Source organism: Virgibacillus chiguensis (assembly GCF_900129865.1).
Taxonomy (GTDB): Bacteria; Bacillota; Bacilli; order Bacillales; family Amphibacillaceae; genus Virgibacillus; species Virgibacillus chiguensis.
This window is the reverse complement of record NZ_FQXD01000009.1, coordinates 138833-156983: the sequence shown is the minus strand read 5'-3', so window position 1 is coordinate 156983 and position 18151 is coordinate 138833. Positions and strand designations below refer to the sequence as shown.

The following is an 18151-nucleotide window of genomic DNA, read 5'->3' as shown; positions in this document are numbered from 1 at the left end:
TGAAAAAACTGCTAGAATTTTTTCTAGCAATTTTTTCATCACAATCGATTCTCCGCCTCAATCTCTTTCGATCCTAATATTAAGTAATTTAACTCCTCTTTTGGAATCTTATTAAACTCTCCACGTTTCACCAAATAAAAGCCAATACCTAGCACAATCCACACGACCAAGGCAATTTGAGATTCTATACCGAGAAAAGCCGGTGATCCAGGTATTAATAATAATGCTAAAAAGATTAAGCTAGCTAGCATCCCAACACCTGAAATGGTTTTCTTAAATGGAGAAACGATATGTTTCTTCGGATTGAATGCGACTGTTTTCTTTGTTTTAAATAATGTAAACGCCGTGTAACAAGTATAAAAATAAGCAATGGTTACACCTATAGAAGACATGTCGACGACCCATAATAGTGCTTCTCTTCCAAACCATGGAGCAAATGCAGAAACGACGACAGTAAAGATGATCCCAATGTAGGGAGTTTTATATTTTGGATGCAGTTTTGAAAAGCTGGCAGGTATTATTTTAGCTCGTGACATTGCAAATAGTAGACGGCTTGAAGAAATAATAAACCCGTTCAACCCCGTAAATACTCCCATCGTTAATGCCGTTACTAAGAGCACTAAGCCAATGGTGCCAAGCAATTCTTGAATGGCTGCTCCTGTTCCCCATACATGATCCTCTGCGACTAAGCCTTCCCATGGCTGTGTCATAGCAGTGGCTAAAATCATTAAACTGTACAAAACAGCTGCAAAAAAGATCGCCATAATAATTAAGGAAAATGCTTTTTTAGATGAGAAATGAAATTCTTCGGCTGCTTGTGGTACATTGTCAAAGCCAACATACGCCCAAGGAGCAATGGCTACGATAGATATAATAGCAGCCCAAGCAGTTGTGTCAGAAGGAAAGTAAGGTTGTACACTGGAAAGACCTGTTCCCGGCTGTGCCCCAACCATCCATGTAATCATTAAGATACTAGCAATCATCACACTGCAAAATAAAAATTGCATGCGACCAGAAATGCCTGTCCCTCGAATATTAAAATAACCAAATGTCCCTAAAGCAACGGAAGCAATAATAATTTCCATTCCATAAACGTCCCAACCAGCTATTTGATAAAGTGGAAAGTTTTCAATCAATGTGGGAAACACAAATTTAAACATTAAAGCAAAGGCAGATGCATTTAACGCTACAATGCAAATATATCCTAACGTTAAAAACCATCCACTAATAAATGCATGTGTCCGACCTAAACTTATAAAAGCATAGGCAAATTCCCCGCCTGTTACCGGGAAGCTTTTAATTAAGAAACCATAACTTACTGCAATGAGCATCATTAATATTGCTCCAATACTCAAACCGATAATGACCCCTAGTGGACCTGCTGTTGCCATCCATGTGGTCGGTTGAACGAATGCACCCCAACCAATTGATGAACCTAAAGCGATCGCCCATACCCAGTGAGCCTTTAAAGATTTCTTCAGCGTCGTTCTTTCTTCCATAAAATTGGAATCTCCTTTAGTTTTAAAAACTACGATTTTGTTTACTTGTAAAATCCTATCATGTTTTGTAGTAAACGAACAAATGGACTATAAGCCTAAAATTGCTGTTTAGAAGCTTTTTTTGCCTCTCTCATGTAGAATACATCTTGAACGTTAAGTTTTAATATATATTCTTCCTTATTCCTGTTTCATGTAGAAATTAAACTTCAAGGAAGTGTTTCACAGCATAAATGGATAAGCTTATGACAAATGAATAAACATAAAAACCATCATAGATCATTAGAAGTGAACCATGATGATTTCCATTGTATAAAATTTTTTTCTCTTCTATAGTACAAAAAACATAATGCCAACGTGAGAAACTATTTATTATATTTTTGCTTCATTTCTTTTAAATGCTCTTCAGATTTTCCTTTAGGAATGCTTAAACTTTTCCATTCATTTCCCTTTCGCTGCTTGCCAATTAACATAATTTGTCCAACGTGGGAAGCATAATGAGCAAGCTGTCTTTCAATCGCATCTAAAACTAAAATGGGCTGTTCGCGAATCCTTACATTTTTTTGCAAATCCGCAGCCGTTAACTGTTCTAATGCTGCAAATAAGACAGACCAGCCCTCATTCCACAAAGTAAGCATATGCTGTTTTGAATCGACAGTGTTAATAAATTCCTGATCTCGATGTCGATTACTTTTCTCTCCGTCAGTTGTTAAAAAATCCGTCCATCTTGACAGCATATTGCCTCGTAAATGTTTTACAATGACAGCAATACTATTGGAAGCCTCATTCAATGTCCAATGTATATCCGATTCATTCAACTGTTGAAAAGCGCCCTCCCCTTGCTCCTTGATTTGTACAAACCTTTGTTTAATAATACGTATATATTCATCCCCTAAAGTCATCGCTTCAACCTCCATGTTAATTTCTTCTATTTTAAATGAAAGGGGCTTCTTGCCAAACACTTATAGTGAAAACATTGCCGTTTTGTTGAAAAAGCTCGCCTGTAAGGGCTTTTCCTATTAGAAATGGACTCCTATAATATAAAGCGAACCTGCAATAAGTAATCGCTTTCTTTCACCCCTATTAATTGTTTAGTAGCCCAAGGGTATGGATCTAAAGACCTCTTACGAAAAAGGAGTACGTGCTCTTATCTCCAACTTAGACTTGGTCTGCTCATATCTTCCAATTCATGAAGTGAGAGTCTTACTGCACCTAAAAATATTCACATAAAGTGCAAAGAAAGACCCGACACTAATCTAGCGCCGAGCCTTGCTGACATTTAACTCATTTACTTAACCAAAAATCGACCATAATTTACCGAACATGATCCATAATTGGGAAAATAGATAGGAAAAGAAGTTGTCCTCTATGCCTCCGTCTTTATCATCATCTTTATCCTCTTCGTCTTCTTTGCTCTCTTTTTGTTTTGTTACTTCGTACGTTTTAACGGTTTCATTTCCGGCTACATCGACGACTTTAAACTCAAATTCGTTTTTCCCATCCTCTAAGTCTAGTTCTACTTCGACAAGCTGATCGAAACGGTTATCACCATAAGGTTGGGAAAGCTCATGTGTATAGACATGGTCGCCATCAACAAATACATTAATATCGTCAAAGTTGTCGCGAACTCTTGCTTTTACAGTAATTGTATCTTGCTTTGTTTTCTTTTTTCCTTTTACATTTAATTTAGCTTCCTTCGTATCGACAAAATAGCGTCGGCCTATTTCTGTTTCGTTGCCAAGTGTGTCCACTGCTTTCACCCGTTTAAAATAATACCCGTCCTTTTTATGTTTCACAGGTAAGGAAAATTCATAACGGTCTTTTTCTTCATTAAAATCAAGCTTTGCTTTTTTTCCATCGACTGTTACTTCCTTTACATCCGTTTCATCTGTTACATAACCAGAGAAAACAACTTCTCGCTTAGCATGAGCCCCTAGATTTTCTGGAGCATGCAAACGTAAGTCCGGTGCGGTTTTATCAGGCTCTTGCATTTCTGCTTCTACTTCCGTTTCATTTCCTGCATAGTCTGTCACTTTTACTGTTATGTTTGCATCTTCATCAATTTCTGATAAAGGATGTTCCTTTTCTCCATTCACATACGGTTCTTCTAACACAGGTTCATCATTTACGAAAATCTCCCAAGAAGCGACGCCACTCCCTTTTTTAGCATCTTTTGCTGTTACAGTAAGCATTTCATTATCAAAATTATACGTTGCTTCTACTTCTGGAGCAGTTGTATCTAAAATTACTGGAAGCTTTAGTTTCTGCCATTCAGCACCTTCATAATCAACCTTTGCTTCTGCTTGTAAATAGTATTTTCCTTCTGGGGCCATCTTCCCCTTCACTTTTCCATCCCAAGCTCGATCTGACGAAATAGAATAATAGTCTCCTTTTCCAGAATCATAATAGTTTTTCCTAATATGAGTCTCTAAACGAATGGTACGAACTTTCTTTCCTTGTTCATCCAGTACAGTAAACTTGGCATCCTTTGCATTTCTTAAAAATGACAATATCGGAAGCGCATCATCTTTTACACCATCATCATTTGGAGAAAAGGCGATCTTCTCAGGGTTAATGTCACCTGTATTTAAATCTTCTCCTAAAAAATTATATTGCATATCACCATTTTTATCTTCGCCAGTTGAAGTTACAACCCCTGTCATACCATAAAATGAATCTTCTTCCCATACTGGCGCATCAAAAATCGAAGCTGCATCCCAATCACCTTTAAAACCGACATATGGAACCGTTAGTTCTGGATATGTGTCTGTCGGATCGGTTAATGTAACAAATCCTTCTAACCAGTAACCATTTGTAAATACTTTTGCTAACTCGTTGTTGACAGAACTTACATCAACGGTTACCGTAAAAGTTGTCTTTCCGTTTGCAGGTACTTCAATCGTAGCTTGTTTTTTCCCATTAATGGTCACAGCGTCTCCTAAATCATTAGACGGTAATAGATTTGGAGCTGTAACGAGATCATCTCCACTGTTTGCAGACGTATCTGTTTGCGCATTTGCATTCACTTCATAGGATACAGCTGTATCTTGGAAATTTTCAGCTGTTAGTTCAAAAGACACGCGATCTTCTGTTATTTGTTTTAAAGCGACCTTGGCTTCTTTCGTGTTAGATTCTGTCACAACTATAGGGGTAGTAAGTGCCGCGTGAAGTTGCATCATACCAGAACCTTGTCGGCGTGGAGATACTGGTTCTTCTTCAAACTGTACTTGCTTTGCCGTATTCATCATCATATTTTTGGCTAATGCAATCCGATCAGCCTTCTCATATCCAAATTCCTCATCCACACGCTGTAAAACAAGAGCCCCTCCTCCTGCTACATGTGGTGCAGCCATCGATGTTCCGCTCATTAAACCATATTTATTATCATTTAATGTAGAATAAATTTGTCCACCTGGGGCTGTAATTTCTGGTTTAAAGTCTAGATTTGGAGTAAGTCCCCAAGAAGTAAATGCGCTCATTTTTCTAGCATCTGGGTTGTCTATCGTTGCACTATCGCCTGTAAAAGCAATATTTACTTGCTTTTCTTCTGCAATAGCCTGTGCGAGCTTATCTCCATCACTCTTTAACATAAATAACTGTGGGATGGTAATTTCAGCTTCAGTTGCCATATTAACAATACCATCTGTGTTATTATAAATAATTGCGCCAGCAGCTCCCGCATTTTGCGCGTTAATTACTTTATCTGTAAACGCCAATTCTCCACGTTGCATTAGGGCAAATTTCCCTTCTACATCTTTGCCTTCAAAATCTTCTGGCTGTCCAAGCCCAGCATGAAAGAGAGAATAAGAAGTACCATCTGGCTTAGGCTCCGTGTTACCTGCCGACAGAAAGGCTGCTGTACCTTGTTGATCATCTATCGTATACGCTAACTGATCTACTTGCATAAACGTATTTTCAAACGAAGCAACCTGAAGCGAATCATCAGAAACACCAGGCGAGCCTGCTACACCGTAATCTGGGTTATTTACATCTGGATAAGCAAACCCATCTCCAAATAAAGCAGAATTTCCTGCAGAAATAGACATAAGAACGCCATTTTCTACGGCACGAGAAACAGCCTGTTGTTCAGGAGAATCATTATTTACATAGCCTGCGGGTGATCCTAAACTCAAATTTAATGCATCTACGCCAAGCTTAATCGCATCATCAATCGCTTTTACATAAATATCACCAAAAGTAGATCGCATTTCAGGGTCATTTCCAAACACTTTTAGTGCAAGTAGCTGCGCTTCTGGTGCCACCCCGATGACACCACTATTTTCTTCATCCCCATTAGCTCCAACCGTACCTGCTACATGCATGCCGTGATAACTTGCATTTGCATGTATTTCTCTTATTTCATCATTTTTATCCATATAATTATATCCATATGGAACTTTTTCGTTATAAAATTTACCTGGAAGCGATTCGTCATTTACGACTTGTTCGACCTCTTCTTCAGATAAATCCGCCGTTTGCTCGTTAGATATAGCCATATCCTGGTGAGTTGGATCAATACCAGTATCAATAATACCGATAACCATGCCCTCACCTTTAAAATCATATTCCCTCCAAGCCTGCTGTGCTTCTACTAGTTCTTTACTATACTTCATATCTGGCTTAGCAATTGGGCGCTCATATTCGTTTACCGTATGCACCTTTTTAACATTTTTAATCTCTTTTATTTTATCGAGATCGCCTTGTTTTACTTCAGCACTAAAGCCATTTACAACTGTTGTAAATTCTTCATGATACGTTACATCGACTTTTTTCTGTTTCATTTCTTCTTTTACCGACTTTTGCTTTTTCTTGGCATCGTTTTCCAGTTTTTCTTTTTCATTTTTCGGCATTTGATTAAACATAATACCTTTTTTCGTTGCCTTTTCAATCGCCGGTTCATCCTCTACCTCTACAATAACACGCGTTTTCTCATCTGGATTTTCTGTTTGTTTTAATGGTTCAGACGAAACATCAGGCTTGTTCTTCATTTCTGGCAATTGCTCGACGGCGTGGATAGTTGAAAAACTACTAAAAGTGAGTAAAAATATTAATAAAATCATAAAAGAACGTTTCATTGCTGGTGTAAACCTCATTCATTTTCCCCCTTATAAAATGGTAGATATTTTGATATGCAATCCATTACTAGAAAAGACACCAATGGATAAAATCCTTAGAAAAACTTGGCTTCTCGCCAAGTCCTTATGGCGAAAGGCATAGTTTTTCTTATACTATAAACCTTTAAACTTTTATACTTTCCTATAGTGTTAGAAAAACTTGTTTCATACTACATTTTCATGACATAAACTGCCGTTTTTTGTTCAAAAAACATGTCTGCAGTTGCTTTTTTTAATAGAGTAGCTATCTCAAGCTATTCATGGTAGTTTTTCTGGATCGACAAATTTTATTTCATATTTAAAAACAAGCAATCCCCCCCTTTCTATTAATCTAAATTTTCCGATATATTAAAGCATAATAAAGTTACTAGATTGAAGGAAGTGTAAATAGTCCTGCATGTTAATAGGGCAGTTGGGAAATTTCGACAAATATATACATATTTTTATCAAACTTTTGAACTATGCAAAATATTGAAAATCAAAATGACTAGCTTTATTTTATAGCATTTCAGGTACGAAAACTTATTTTTCGGCTTGAGAATATGGATCCGATGCTTGACTTAATCTTTTCGAGGTTTACTTCATTGGGGAGTGAGAGTACAGATTTAGGGGCGACTACTTAATTCGGGATTTTGGGTGTTTATCATCATCTATTCAGTGGGTGAGCATCCCATTTGGATGCTGTCCTTCATCCTGTGCGGAGCAAAAGGGAAGGGACAACATTTGATCGATTGAATCCACGAGATGATAGCTTGGATGCTCAGGCTGTTCCATGCACGGAACTACCGACGTTATGTGCATCTTGCTCCGCCTTGCTTATGAGAAAAACTTGTCCTAATTATAATTCTATGGCGAAAGCTATCTTTTTGCTTATATTATAAAACAAAAAAATTATACATAACTATATTGTAGAAGTAGGACTTTTTTAGTAGTTTTCGTCAAATTCTGCATAATTTCGTTTTATGTGGTATGTTTTGATTGTTGAAAATTCCATATGTAGTATGAAATGGTTGTATAGTAAAATGATTTACAATCTGACATCCTTGTTAAATTGTGAACTTCAGCGAAAAAGTTGTGAACTTCAAGTAGATTGGTTGTGAACTCCAGCGAATTTTTATTGAACTCAAGCGAATTTTTTATAGCTCGAGCTACTTAACATTATTTTCCACTTTAAGCACCACAACTAAACCCCCTCCATTTGATGTGGAGAGGGTTTATGTTGAGAAATAAGAATATATACAATTAGCTGCTTGTAACCTACCAGGCCACGTCTGGCTCCATCCCCCAGCAACGAGGCGACTTCTTCACCAAATCCCTACGATACGTCATCATCGGTTTGTCGATAAGAGGAAAGCCGACTGAAAAAGGAGTGTCGGTTTTAGTGGACTCATTCCTTTATCTCCATTCGCTACGTTGCTAAACGGGCTCCCCGAGCTTTGTTCGTTATTAGAACCAGTTGGTGTGGAACACGCCTGGTTTATCTTTTCGTTGATACGTATGAGCACCGAAGTAATCACGTTGGGCTTGTACTAAATTAGCTGGTAAGTCAGCAGAGCGATAACTGTCGTAATAAGCAATCGCGCTTGCAAAAGCAGGAACAGCAATGCCTTGCTTAATTGCAACTACGACAACTTCTCGTAGAGCATCTTGATAATTTTCTACAATCTCTTTAAAATATGGATCCAGTAATAAATTCGCTAAGTCAGGTGTTCTGTCGTACGCATCTTTAATTTTTTGTAGGAATTGCGCACGAATAATACAGCCACCACGCCAAATCATAGCTATCTCGCCATAATTTAGATCCCAGTTATTTTCTTCCGATTGTGCACGCATTTGTGCAAACCCTTGAGCATAGGAACAAATTTTACTCATATACAAAGCTTTTCTAACTGCTTCAATAAGCGCTTTTCGATCACCATTGAATGGCTTTTTCTCAGGACCATGTAACTGCTCACTTGCATGTACACGCTCATCCTTCATCGCAGAAATAAACCGCGCAAATACAGACTCCGTGATTAAAGGAAGAGGTACCCCTAAGTCTAACGCATTTTTACTTGTCCACTTTCCAGTTCCCTTCTGTCCTGCTGTATCTAAAATGACATCTACTAATGGTTGATTTGTGTCTTCGTCTTTCTTCGTAAAAATATCTGCCGTAATTTCGATAAGATAGCTATCTAATTCGCCTTTATTCCAATCAGCAAACACTTCATGCAACTCGTCTGCTTCCATACCAAGGACATGTTTTAAAATAAAATAAGCTTCAGCTATTAGCTGCATATCGCCATACTCGATACCGTTGTGCACCATTTTTACATAGTGCCCAGCACCATTAGGACCAATATATGTGGTACATGCTGCTCCATCTACTTTAGCTGCAATAGCTTCAAAGATGGGAGCCACTAATTCATGCGCTTCTTTTTGACCACCTGGCATTATGGAAGGACCTTTTAATGCTCCTTCTTCCCCGCCGGAGACACCTGTACCAATAAAATGGATGCCTGATTTTTCTAGTTCTTTATTACGACGAATCGTGTCTTCATAAAGTGTATTTCCACCATCAATTAAAATATCGCCTTTATCCAAATGAGGAAGAAGTGACTCAATCGTAGCATCCGTAGCAGCTCCTGCTTTCACCATTAATAAAATTTTTCTAGGCTTTTCTAATGATGCAACAAATTCGTCAATTGATTTTGCACCTTTAAATTGTTTTCCTTTTGCCTCATTGGCTAAGAAAGCATCTGTTTTATCACTTGAACGGTTATAAACAGCAACCGAATACCCACGACTTTCAATATTTAACGCTAAGTTCTTACCCATTACTGCTAGGCCAATTACACCGATTTGTTGTTTTTCCATGTTTGTAGGTCATTCCCTTCTCTAATCATGCTTCATGTATTATAAAGTGCAGCTTCAATAAGTGAGGTTTTCTTTCCTTTCCCACTGATTGTTTGATGAATGTATCAGAGTTTAGATGCTGTTATCTCCACTTAAACTTGTCCAAAGCGCATCTTCCTATTCTTAAAGTCCGATTGTTACAGCATCTTATCCCCAGAATAAATTCTTCCTTTATTATATTAAACTTTTCACATTTTGACGATTGATTACGTTTATGCCTTCGTATTCCTATTTCCAGCGGAAGAATGCGTACACACTGTATAAGCACGTATATGTTCCGTTGCTCATAGACTTTACGTCTTATCCTTGTAGCGTAGATAATCACTTGAAAGACTTCCACGCATTAACGATTTTTTTTCTTTCTTGTAACCAATAAACGAAGCATACGCAATACAGGTCGCTTTCCTCCCATTACGATACCTGCCATTTCAGCAAATAAATGCAATAAAATAAGCACAATAACGGTAATAATAAAGGAAACCGTAATACTTGCATTGGAAAACAGCACAGCCAAAGTGCCAAACAATGCACTAAAACCATAAATAATTAACACTGTTTTGCGATGACTATACCCAGCCTGCAATAGTTGATAATGAATATGCTTATTATCAGGCATCATAATATTTTCCTTATTATATGCTCTTCTTGCAATTGCAAACAACGTATCAAATATAGGTACAGCTAACACAATAATCGGAATTACAAAACTAAATAATGCCACGTTTTTAAATAAACCGAGCATGGAAACGACAGCGATCATATAACCTAAAAAATTAGATCCCGTATCTCCCATATAAATTTTAGCAGGGTAGAAATTATGGTATAAAAACCCAAGGTTACTCCCTATTAAGGCAACACATAAATACGCAACCATCATTTGCATATCAATAAATGCCATGACGCTAATACTAATTAAAGCAATCGTTGTTACCCCTGTTGCTAAACCATCTAACCCATCAATTAAATTTATAGCGTTTGTAATTCCTACCACCCAGAGTACTGTAATTAATACACTGGCAAATCCCAATTCTACTGTTCCAAAAAGTGGAAGCGTTAATTTTTCAATAATCAGTCCTGAAGAAACTAAAAAGGAAGCTGCAATTAATTGTCCGGTTAACTTCACAACTGGTTGGATGCCAAATCGGTCATCTAATGCACCAGTTACTATAATAACTACTGCTCCAGCAGCTATTTCAGCTAAGTGTGGATGGCTCGGCTGTAAATATAATAACCCTGCTCCCATTCCTAAAAATATAGCTAAACCACCTAAACGAGGCGTAACCTTCGTATGTATTTTCCGATAGTTCGGGAAATCTACAGCACCCACAAAAACGGCAAATTTTTTCACCGGATAGGTCAATAGAAAGGAAGTGGCAGCTGCAATGACAAAAGCTATCATAAAGTCTACATAATTTATCATATTATTCTCCTACTATTCTTAGCTGAGTTTCTTCTTCGCTAAAATGTTATAATCGACTTAAATTATATCGAATCCTAGCAGTTTTTAGCAAATTATATTGTACACACTATTAAAACATGATAGGCTATTTTTGGAAGTGTTATCCCTTTCGAATTCGAAAAAAGGTTTTATTATGGTAAATTTTTCTAATAAAAATTGTTCAAACTTCCTTGGTTTACCCACTATTCAAACGCATTTTCGTTTATTTACATCATAACCTGAATCATCATTACGAACATGAGATACGTAAGGGGCTAGCTTTGTTTTATTCGCTATATCTGAAAATAACGGATTATATTCCACCCATTTACAACTACCACACCAATAACGATAAAGGAGGTTTCCAATTTGCTACCGTACATATTTGTTGCAGCAGCTACATTAGCTGTGTTTCCCATTTTAACCCTTTATAAAATGAATGTAGAAAAGCTAAAACAAGATCCAAGTCAGCATGCGAGAGTACAAAATAATTTAATGATTGGTGTCGCTCTAAGTGAAGTTATTCCTATACTACTCATTATTTATGGCTATGCCCAGATGGAAAGCGTATCTAACATATCCGCCTTGTATTTACCAGGAATTATTCTATTGTTTTTGGTCATTTTTGCTGTTATATTTATTTTTATGCAAGCCAAAGTGGGCGTCCCCGAAGAAGCAAAATCCATGATTACGCAATTTTCCATCATTAGTATGATACTCGCACTTGCTATTCCTATTATTTCTATTGTGTCTTTAATTATGATGATGCCTTAGCATAAACAACTATGAAATTTCCAAAAGAAACACTTGGGTTATATCATGCAGTAGGATGGAGGCTTTCCTACTGCATGTTTACTACTATATAGAGTTACATCCTTTCAATTTAGCAGCAAGATTTTCTTTTTATATGAATAAGAAGAAGTAGCTTTTCGCGAACGACTCCAACCAGTTGTTACTCCTCATATAGTTTGCTTCGAAAAAACTTCAGGCATCATCGACAGTACACCCTTATTATTCAGCTGTACCTTTCACACGCTTGAAACGAGGCACCTCTTTCAGAATACATGGCTACTCCGTTTCTTTATTTTCTATATCTGTTTCCAATCGTTGAATAAATTCTTCTGCAGCGCTATAGCCTTGTTGATGTAAGTACCAATTATTTGCCGCAGCTTCAATTAATCCTACGACATCACGTCCAGGCTGTAATTGAATTTCTATTGCTGGTATAGCAACACCCATATAATCGTTCGTCTTTGTTTCAAGTTCCAATTCGTTGTTTAAAGCATCCTTTTCCCATTCTGTTAAATGTATATCAAGCGCGATACGCGTTTCTTCTTGAAAGGCCTTTTGACCATATATGCGAACAACATTAAGAAGTCCAACGCTACGCAAAGCAAGGAACTCTTTATTCGTTTGGTTATGTGTACCTAACAACGTATCCGGACCTAGCTTCTTTAACACAACAATATCATCTGCGATTAGCCGATGACCTCTACCAATTAGTGTATGGGCAATTTCACTTTTGCCAATTCCTGATTTGCCGCGAATGAGAATTCCAAGTCCAAAAATATTTACACAAACAGCATGAATGGCTGTTTCTGGAGCCAATGCTTTAATCATGTAAGCATCATATTTTTCAATAAATGTTGATGTCGGCTCTTTTGTTCGAAGTAGAGGGATGCCTTCCTGATTACAAAATTGGGTTAAATACATCAACCCCTCCTGTTCTGAAGTTACAATAAAACAGGGTGGATGGTACTTTACGATATTGCCAATTCGTGATCTTCTCTGCTCATGTGTCAATTGATGTAAATAAGTAATTTCTTTTTTCCCTAATACTTGCACGTGTTCCATAGGGAAAAAATCAAAGTACCCAATAAATTCAAGCCCCGGCCGATGTGTTCTTGGCTTGGTGATTGGTCGGTTCAATTCAACTTTTCCTGCCAATATTTCTAAATTAAACTGTTCTGCTAATTGTTTTACAGTGACGGATTTCATCATAATACGCTCCATTTCTAATCTGCTATAACTATGTACTATTATATACGATAATGTGTGATGAAAGTTTCGTGAGGCTCGGTCTGCAAATAGTGAATATTTTGTATTAAGTTTCACAATAACTCTTTGTATGAAAATTTGCAACGAAGGAGCAAGCGCCCGGTTAACAACGTAGCGACTGAAACGAATCAACGAAAGTTTTAGGAATCATGCTCCTGCAACAGGAATATGCCGACTTTGGGCGCTAAGCCCGTCTTTAGTCGGCCTTCCTATTTAGAACGAACCGATGTTGACTTAGCTTAGGGCAATGGAGTGAAGTCGCCTAGTTGCTAGGCGCTGGAGCCGGACGGGGCTTCTTCGGTTATTTGGTTACGCCATAGCATCAAATTTTATACTTTCTCATCTATCAACGAAAAGCCACTCTGTTTAGTGTTGACTTAAAAGGAACCAGTTATCCTTTGGGGATGCTGTAAAGCTATTGGGAGAGGAGATTTAGAAAACCCCAAATCTATGGCGAAAGTTGTAGTTTTTCTTGTATTATTAACCAAAAAATAGCGACAAATAACCCCTAAATCTCTTTTTTCTCAGAGGAGATTTAAGCCCTTTCCTTGGGATAATTACAATAAGTAGGTAGAGAGTAGCTACACTCATTGAACAAGGAACGCATTCGCTGATATAAAGGAATCATGCCACTAAAATAGGGGTATGCCCACGTTGGGCGGCAAGACCATTTTTAGTCAGCCTTCCTCTTAGTGACGAACCGATGTTGACTTATCGTAGGCGATGGAGCTGGACGTCAGTCTTCGGTTATTTCAATACCTTACAAGTACTTCATTTTATAATTTTCCAAACAAAAAAGCCCTCCTTAATAAGCAGAAGGACTTAATAAAAGTGGTTCTTAATAGAAACATAACTTGTCAATAAATCGCTTGGCAAAAAATTGGCTACCTGTATGATAAAGTTTTATATGTTACTATTGGATAGCTTTTGAAAATATTAAAACTGAAAATCAACTTGCTTGTTTTCTTGATTTTCATACCCTTTCATATAATCAATTCTTCGTTGTGCTGAGGTCTTGCTTACTTGTTCATCGGCATGATAAGAAGAACGCACTAAAGGACCTGCTTCACAATGCTTAAACCCTTTTTCCAAAGCAATTTTCTTTAATTCTTCAAATTCATCTGGATGATAATAACGTTCAACTGCTAAATGCTTCTTTGTCGGCTGTAAATACTGTCCAATTGTCATAATATCTACGTGATGTGCGCGCAAATCATCCATCGCTTGAATGATTTCTTCTTTTTCCTCACCTAAACCAACCATGATACTTGATTTTGTTGGCGTGTTTGGTCGAATTTCTTTTACTCGCTGTAAAAGTTGGAGTGACCGATCATACATTGCGCGCGCACGTACTCGTTTTGTTAACCTTCGCACCGTTTCAATATTATGGTTAAAAATATCTGGTTCACCATCCATAAGTGTATGTAAACTTTCATAGTCGCCTTTCATATCAGAAGGAAGAATTTCAATCGTACAACCAGGATTTTTCCGTCTAATTGCTCGCACCGTTTCTGCAAAAACAGCTGCCCCACCATCATTTAAATCATCTCGAGCAACAGCTGTAACTACAACATGCTTTAACCCCATGATTTCAACGGAATCTGCTACACGCTCTGGCTCTCCCCAATCCAATTCATTCGGTAGCCCTGTTTTAACAGCACAAAAACGACATCCCCTCGTACACGTGTCTCCTAAAATCATGAAAGTTGCTGTCTTTCTCTCGCTCCAACATTCATGGATATTCGGGCAACGAGCTTCTTCACAAACGGTATTTAAGCGATTTTCACGCATAAGCTTTTTCAAACCACGATAAGATTGGTTCGTATTAATTTTCGTTTTTAACCATTCGGGCTTTCTTAAAGTTGTACTGTTTTTAGACATGTGAAACCACTCCTTCTAATGGTAAATTGGCGTACTCTTTTTCAGCTAACTGATACACTTCATTCCACTGACTTTTTGTTAATGAAAATTTGGTAAGTTCAATACCTAGCCCATCTGAAAAACCTTTTTTAAATGCGGCTTTTACAGTATCATAGGATACATCTTTTTGCAAGATTCGATTTATCGTTGTCGCTTTATTCCAAAAAGCTTGCTTCTTTCGCGCTTTTAATTTTTCACTTGGAAAAATAAACATATCAAACAACATGTCTATATCCATGGAAATAGGAATAGAGCCATGCTGAAGAAGTACGCCTTTTTTTCTCGTTTGCGCATTCCCTGACAGTTTTTTACCATCTGCAACCATTTCATAAAATGCTGGGCGTTCAAAACAAATATTGCTTCTTTCTTTTGAAGCTAATTCCGCATACCCCGCTTCAATGCCCAAGTTTTTATACCCTTCCAAAATCCCTTTTGATAAATCATAATAGGCTTGACGAATAGAGGAAGCAATTGCTGGATGTGACTCTGAAATAACAATGCTGTATGTCAATTCATCGTCATGAAGCACAGCACTTCCTCCAGTCATTCTGCGAACCAATTGGCATTGATGTTTCTTTATGCCATCTAAATCAATTTTTCCTGCTATCTTTTGGAAGTGCCCAACAGAAAGCGTTGGTTTCCTCCATTGATAAAAGCGTAATGTTGGAGGTATTTTCCCTTCTTTATGCCAATGCAATAGTGCCTCATCTAATGCCATATTGATCGCAGCATCATGAGGTACATTTTCTAAAAATCCCCATTGCTCTTTCATTTACAACCGCCTCCAGTAAAGTCAAATTTTGTATGTGGAAGGTTATACCATAATTATCAAATGAACTACTATTTAATGTAATAATTTACCTATAATTCATTTTATTAGAAAATCATCATAACGCCAAGTCTTATGGCGAAAGCTACCTATTTTTATATGTTACATGCTAAAATTTAAGTTTACCTATCATGCCAGGATATGTATCAAAAATCTGTTACACAAAAGGGACTTAGACGCAACTTGCTCTTATTTAATATTTAGACTTGCTACTTACCTATCCTAAATGGAGATTGAAATCTTACAGCACGTTATATACAAAAATAAAAAACCGCATTCCGCTTACGTGAAATGCAGTCAGGTATGACCACACTTTCCCACGCAGGCATTATCCTGTTCGGGTACAAAGGGTCAGAACGTGCACCGTTCCTCTCAGCTCATCAACTAGCTCCCCTAGTGTTAACAGTTTAAGAAAAAATTTGCTTGTTGCAATGCTTTTAAAAAACTTTATTTTAGCTAAGTTAAGGTTAGCAATAATACAAAAAAATGTAAAGTGTGAATTTATTAAATACGTCCGTATATTCAATGATCCTAGCGCTTAAACAACTCTACTCATAAATACTGCATTCGCATTTAATTCCATGCTCTTATATAATGTTATTAGGAAAGAAATTCATGTTTTATAAGCACGTTAAAAATCACTCTATACAGAGTTAAATTTAACTCGTTACCTACATCTAATAAATCTTCAATTCGTTGGGGAGAGTTTTTTTTTCACCCCCGCCAATTGTTTAGTAGCCCAAGGGTATGACCTAAAGGTCTCTTACGAAAAGAGATTTAGCTGTTCCCACTTAGACTTGTTCAGCTCACTTCTTCCAATCTTGTATTGGAATCTTACGGGGTAAATGGTTTTAAAAAATGATCTAATATGGAGGCTACAAAAATGAACTCGATTCTCGATGAAGTTCTGTTAAAATATCAAACCTTAAGTAAAACGGAAAAAAAAGTAGCTGATTATGTCATTAATAATAGTCAACATATGTTAAATATACATATTAAAGATTTAGCAAGTCGTATCCAAGTTTCCGTAGCTACGATTACGCGTTTTTGTAAAAAAGTAGGCGTAAGTAACTTTGTAGAATTTAAAATATTATTACGAGATGCGGTCGAACAGACAGTGGAGTCGGATGAAGTAATAGACATAGCGGCTCAAGTTTATCATTCTGTCATTAAATCCACACATTCGATAGCAACCATGAATGATTATGAACGTGTCTCCAACTGGATACAGCAGGCAAATCGAATTCATATTTACGGTATTGGCAGTTCAGGCTTATCTGCTGAGGAACTAAAAATAAGATTAACTCGAATGGGGTATAGTGTAGATACACATACAGACTCGCACGCAATGGTTATTAATGCCTCGATTCTTACCAAAAGTGATGTCGTTATTGCGATATCTTCTTCTGGTCAAACGAAAGAAGTGATCGATAGTGTGCACATCGCCAAATCAAAAGGAGCAAAAATTGTCTCTATTACAAATTTTTCCGAAACAAATTTAGCACATCAATCTGATGCGATTCTATACACTACAAGTATTCAGCACTATCAAGCAAAAGGTTTTATGAACAGTCAATTATCTATTCTAATTTGTTTAGACATTCTTAGTATGATGCTTTTAACAGATGAACAGGCACATGCTACTTATAATCAGACCCTAGCTAAATTAGAAGAATACAAAAAAATATAGCGGTAACCAACTTAATGGTTACTACTATATTTTTGAATTTCATCTACAAAGGTTTCCGTAATTAATTGCGGTCTAGTAATGGCACTACCAACTACAACAAAAAAAGCGCCATTCCTAAGAGCTGCTAGAGCTGTTTCTGGTGTACTAACTTTTCCTTCAGCAATAACTGGAATGGATATTACTGATTGCATCTCACGCAATAATTGAAAACCGTTGGCTGCGATATGTTGGTCTGCCGTTTCTTGTGTGTATCCTACTAAGGTCGTCGATACACAATCAAAACCTAGCGATTCCGCTCGTTTCGCCTCCTCTACTGTAGATATATCCGCCATTAGCTCGGTATCATCAGATTGCTCCTTGATAAAGCGTATCATTTCTTCTAAGTTTTCGTTTTCTGGACGCTTTCGCATCGTTGCATCCATTGCAATAATATTTGCACCTGCATCTAGCAAAGCGGACGCTTCTTTTTTTGTTGGTGTAATATAAACTTCGCTATCCTTGTAATCTTGTTTAATTAAACCAATAATTGGAACGTTTACTTGTTGCTTTATTGCTTCTATATCAGCTACTGAGTTGGCTCGAATACCTTTAGCACCACCTTGTACAGCTGCTAATGCCATTTTTGCCATTATTTCTGAAGAATGCAGTGGTTCATCTTCTAACGCCTGACAAGATACAATTAGCTGATTCTCTAGTTGTTTAACATACATA

At 37.2% G+C, this 18151-nt stretch carries 11 protein-coding genes and 1 riboswitch; of the genes, 2 read left to right on the top strand and 9 right to left on the bottom strand.

Annotated features, from left to right (window positions below):
* Positions 1-38 precede the first annotated feature (38 nt).
* From BUB45_RS11790 to BUB45_RS11770, 5 genes are all read right to left on the bottom strand, one after another.
* The gene (locus BUB45_RS11790) at positions 39-1499 is read right to left on the bottom strand and encodes an APC family permease (RefSeq protein ID WP_073009399.1); all 1461 of its coding nucleotides are present in this window, start codon (positions 1497-1499) and stop codon (positions 39-41) included.
* 362 nt (positions 1500-1861) lie between these two features.
* A complete protein-coding gene (locus tag BUB45_RS11785) occupies positions 1862-2398 on the bottom strand; it encodes a DUF1572 family protein (RefSeq protein WP_073009396.1) in 537 nt (178 codons plus the stop codon).
* Between the two features lie 390 nt (positions 2399-2788).
* Positions 2789-6589 carry a S8 family serine peptidase gene (locus BUB45_RS11780; protein ID WP_084723645.1) on the bottom strand — a complete coding sequence of 1267 codons (3801 nt, stop codon included), beginning with the start codon at positions 6587-6589 and terminating at the stop codon, positions 2789-2791.
* Positions 6590-8056: 1467 nt separating this feature from the next.
* A complete protein-coding gene (gndA, locus tag BUB45_RS11775; protein ID WP_073009393.1) occupies positions 8057-9466 on the bottom strand; it encodes an NADP-dependent phosphogluconate dehydrogenase in 1410 nt (469 codons plus the stop codon).
* A 382-nt stretch (positions 9467-9848) separates the two neighbouring features.
* Positions 9849-10925: a glycosyltransferase family 4 protein gene (locus tag BUB45_RS11770; RefSeq protein ID WP_073009390.1), complete on the bottom strand. Its 1077-nt coding sequence runs from the start codon at positions 10923-10925 to the stop codon at positions 9849-9851.
* Between the two features lie 387 nt (positions 10926-11312).
* Between BUB45_RS11770 and BUB45_RS11765 the strand changes: the two genes are divergently transcribed.
* On the top strand, positions 11313-11717 hold the full coding sequence (locus tag BUB45_RS11765; protein ID WP_073009387.1) for a hypothetical protein: 405 nt from the start codon (positions 11313-11315) through the stop codon (positions 11715-11717).
* Positions 11718-12011: 294 nt separating this feature from the next.
* Here the strand turns inward: BUB45_RS11765 and hprK are convergent, their stop codons facing one another.
* From hprK to BUB45_RS11750, 3 genes are all read right to left on the bottom strand, one after another.
* Positions 12012-12941 carry an HPr(Ser) kinase/phosphatase gene (hprK, locus tag BUB45_RS11760; RefSeq protein ID WP_073009383.1) on the bottom strand — a complete coding sequence of 310 codons (930 nt, stop codon included), beginning with the start codon at positions 12939-12941 and terminating at the stop codon, positions 12012-12014.
* Positions 12942-13937: 996 nt separating this feature from the next.
* On the bottom strand, positions 13938-14882 hold the full coding sequence (lipA, locus tag BUB45_RS11755; protein WP_073009380.1) for a lipoyl synthase: 945 nt from the start codon (positions 14880-14882) through the stop codon (positions 13938-13940).
* Positions 14875-15693: a lipoate--protein ligase family protein gene (locus BUB45_RS11750; protein ID WP_073009377.1), complete on the bottom strand. Its 819-nt coding sequence runs from the start codon at positions 15691-15693 to the stop codon at positions 14875-14877. The genes lipA and BUB45_RS11750 overlap by 8 nt, the downstream gene beginning before the upstream one ends.
* 354 nt (positions 15694-16047) lie before the next feature.
* Positions 16048-16155, bottom strand: a riboswitch (TPP riboswitch).
* 478 nt (positions 16156-16633) lie between these two features.
* Here BUB45_RS11750 and BUB45_RS11745 point away from each other — a divergent pair.
* Positions 16634-17440, top strand: coding sequence for a MurR/RpiR family transcriptional regulator (locus BUB45_RS11745; protein ID WP_073009373.1), 807 nt, complete (start codon positions 16634-16636; stop codon positions 17438-17440).
* A gap of 11 nt (positions 17441-17451) precedes the next feature.
* Here the strand turns inward: BUB45_RS11745 and BUB45_RS11740 are convergent, their stop codons facing one another.
* On the bottom strand, positions 17452-18150 hold the full coding sequence (locus tag BUB45_RS11740; RefSeq protein ID WP_073009370.1) for an N-acetylmannosamine-6-phosphate 2-epimerase: 699 nt from the start codon (positions 18148-18150) through the stop codon (positions 17452-17454).
* Position 18151 lies beyond the last annotated feature (1 nt).

What these genes read in the sequence shown, in the direction of transcription:
- gndA (WP_073009393.1), bottom strand. Translation starts at nt 9,466, where the DNA reads ATGGAAAAACAACAAATCGGTGTAATTGGCCTAGCAGTAATGGGTAAG.
- BUB45_RS11740 (WP_073009370.1), bottom strand. Translation starts at nt 18,150, where the DNA reads ATGTATGTTAAACAACTAGAGAATCAGCTAATTGTATCTTGTCAGGCG.
- BUB45_RS11745 (WP_073009373.1), top strand. Translation starts at nt 16,634, where the DNA reads ATGAACTCGATTCTCGATGAAGTTCTGTTAAAATATCAAACCTTAAGT.
- BUB45_RS11750 (WP_073009377.1), bottom strand. Translation starts at nt 15,693, where the DNA reads ATGAAAGAGCAATGGGGATTTTTAGAAAATGTACCTCATGATGCTGCG.
- BUB45_RS11790 (WP_073009399.1), bottom strand. Translation starts at nt 1,499, where the DNA reads ATGGAAGAAAGAACGACGCTGAAGAAATCTTTAAAGGCTCACTGGGTA.
- lipA (WP_073009380.1), bottom strand. Translation starts at nt 14,882, where the DNA reads ATGTCTAAAAACAGTACAACTTTAAGAAAGCCCGAATGGTTAAAAACG.
- BUB45_RS11780 (WP_084723645.1), bottom strand. Translation starts at nt 6,589, where the DNA reads ATGAGGTTTACACCAGCAATGAAACGTTCTTTTATGATTTTATTAATA.
- BUB45_RS11770 (WP_073009390.1), bottom strand. Translation starts at nt 10,925, where the DNA reads ATGATAAATTATGTAGACTTTATGATAGCTTTTGTCATTGCAGCTGCC.
- BUB45_RS11785 (WP_073009396.1), bottom strand. Translation starts at nt 2,398, where the DNA reads ATGACTTTAGGGGATGAATATATACGTATTATTAAACAAAGGTTTGTA.
- hprK (WP_073009383.1), bottom strand. Translation starts at nt 12,941, where the DNA reads ATGAAATCCGTCACTGTAAAACAATTAGCAGAACAGTTTAATTTAGAA.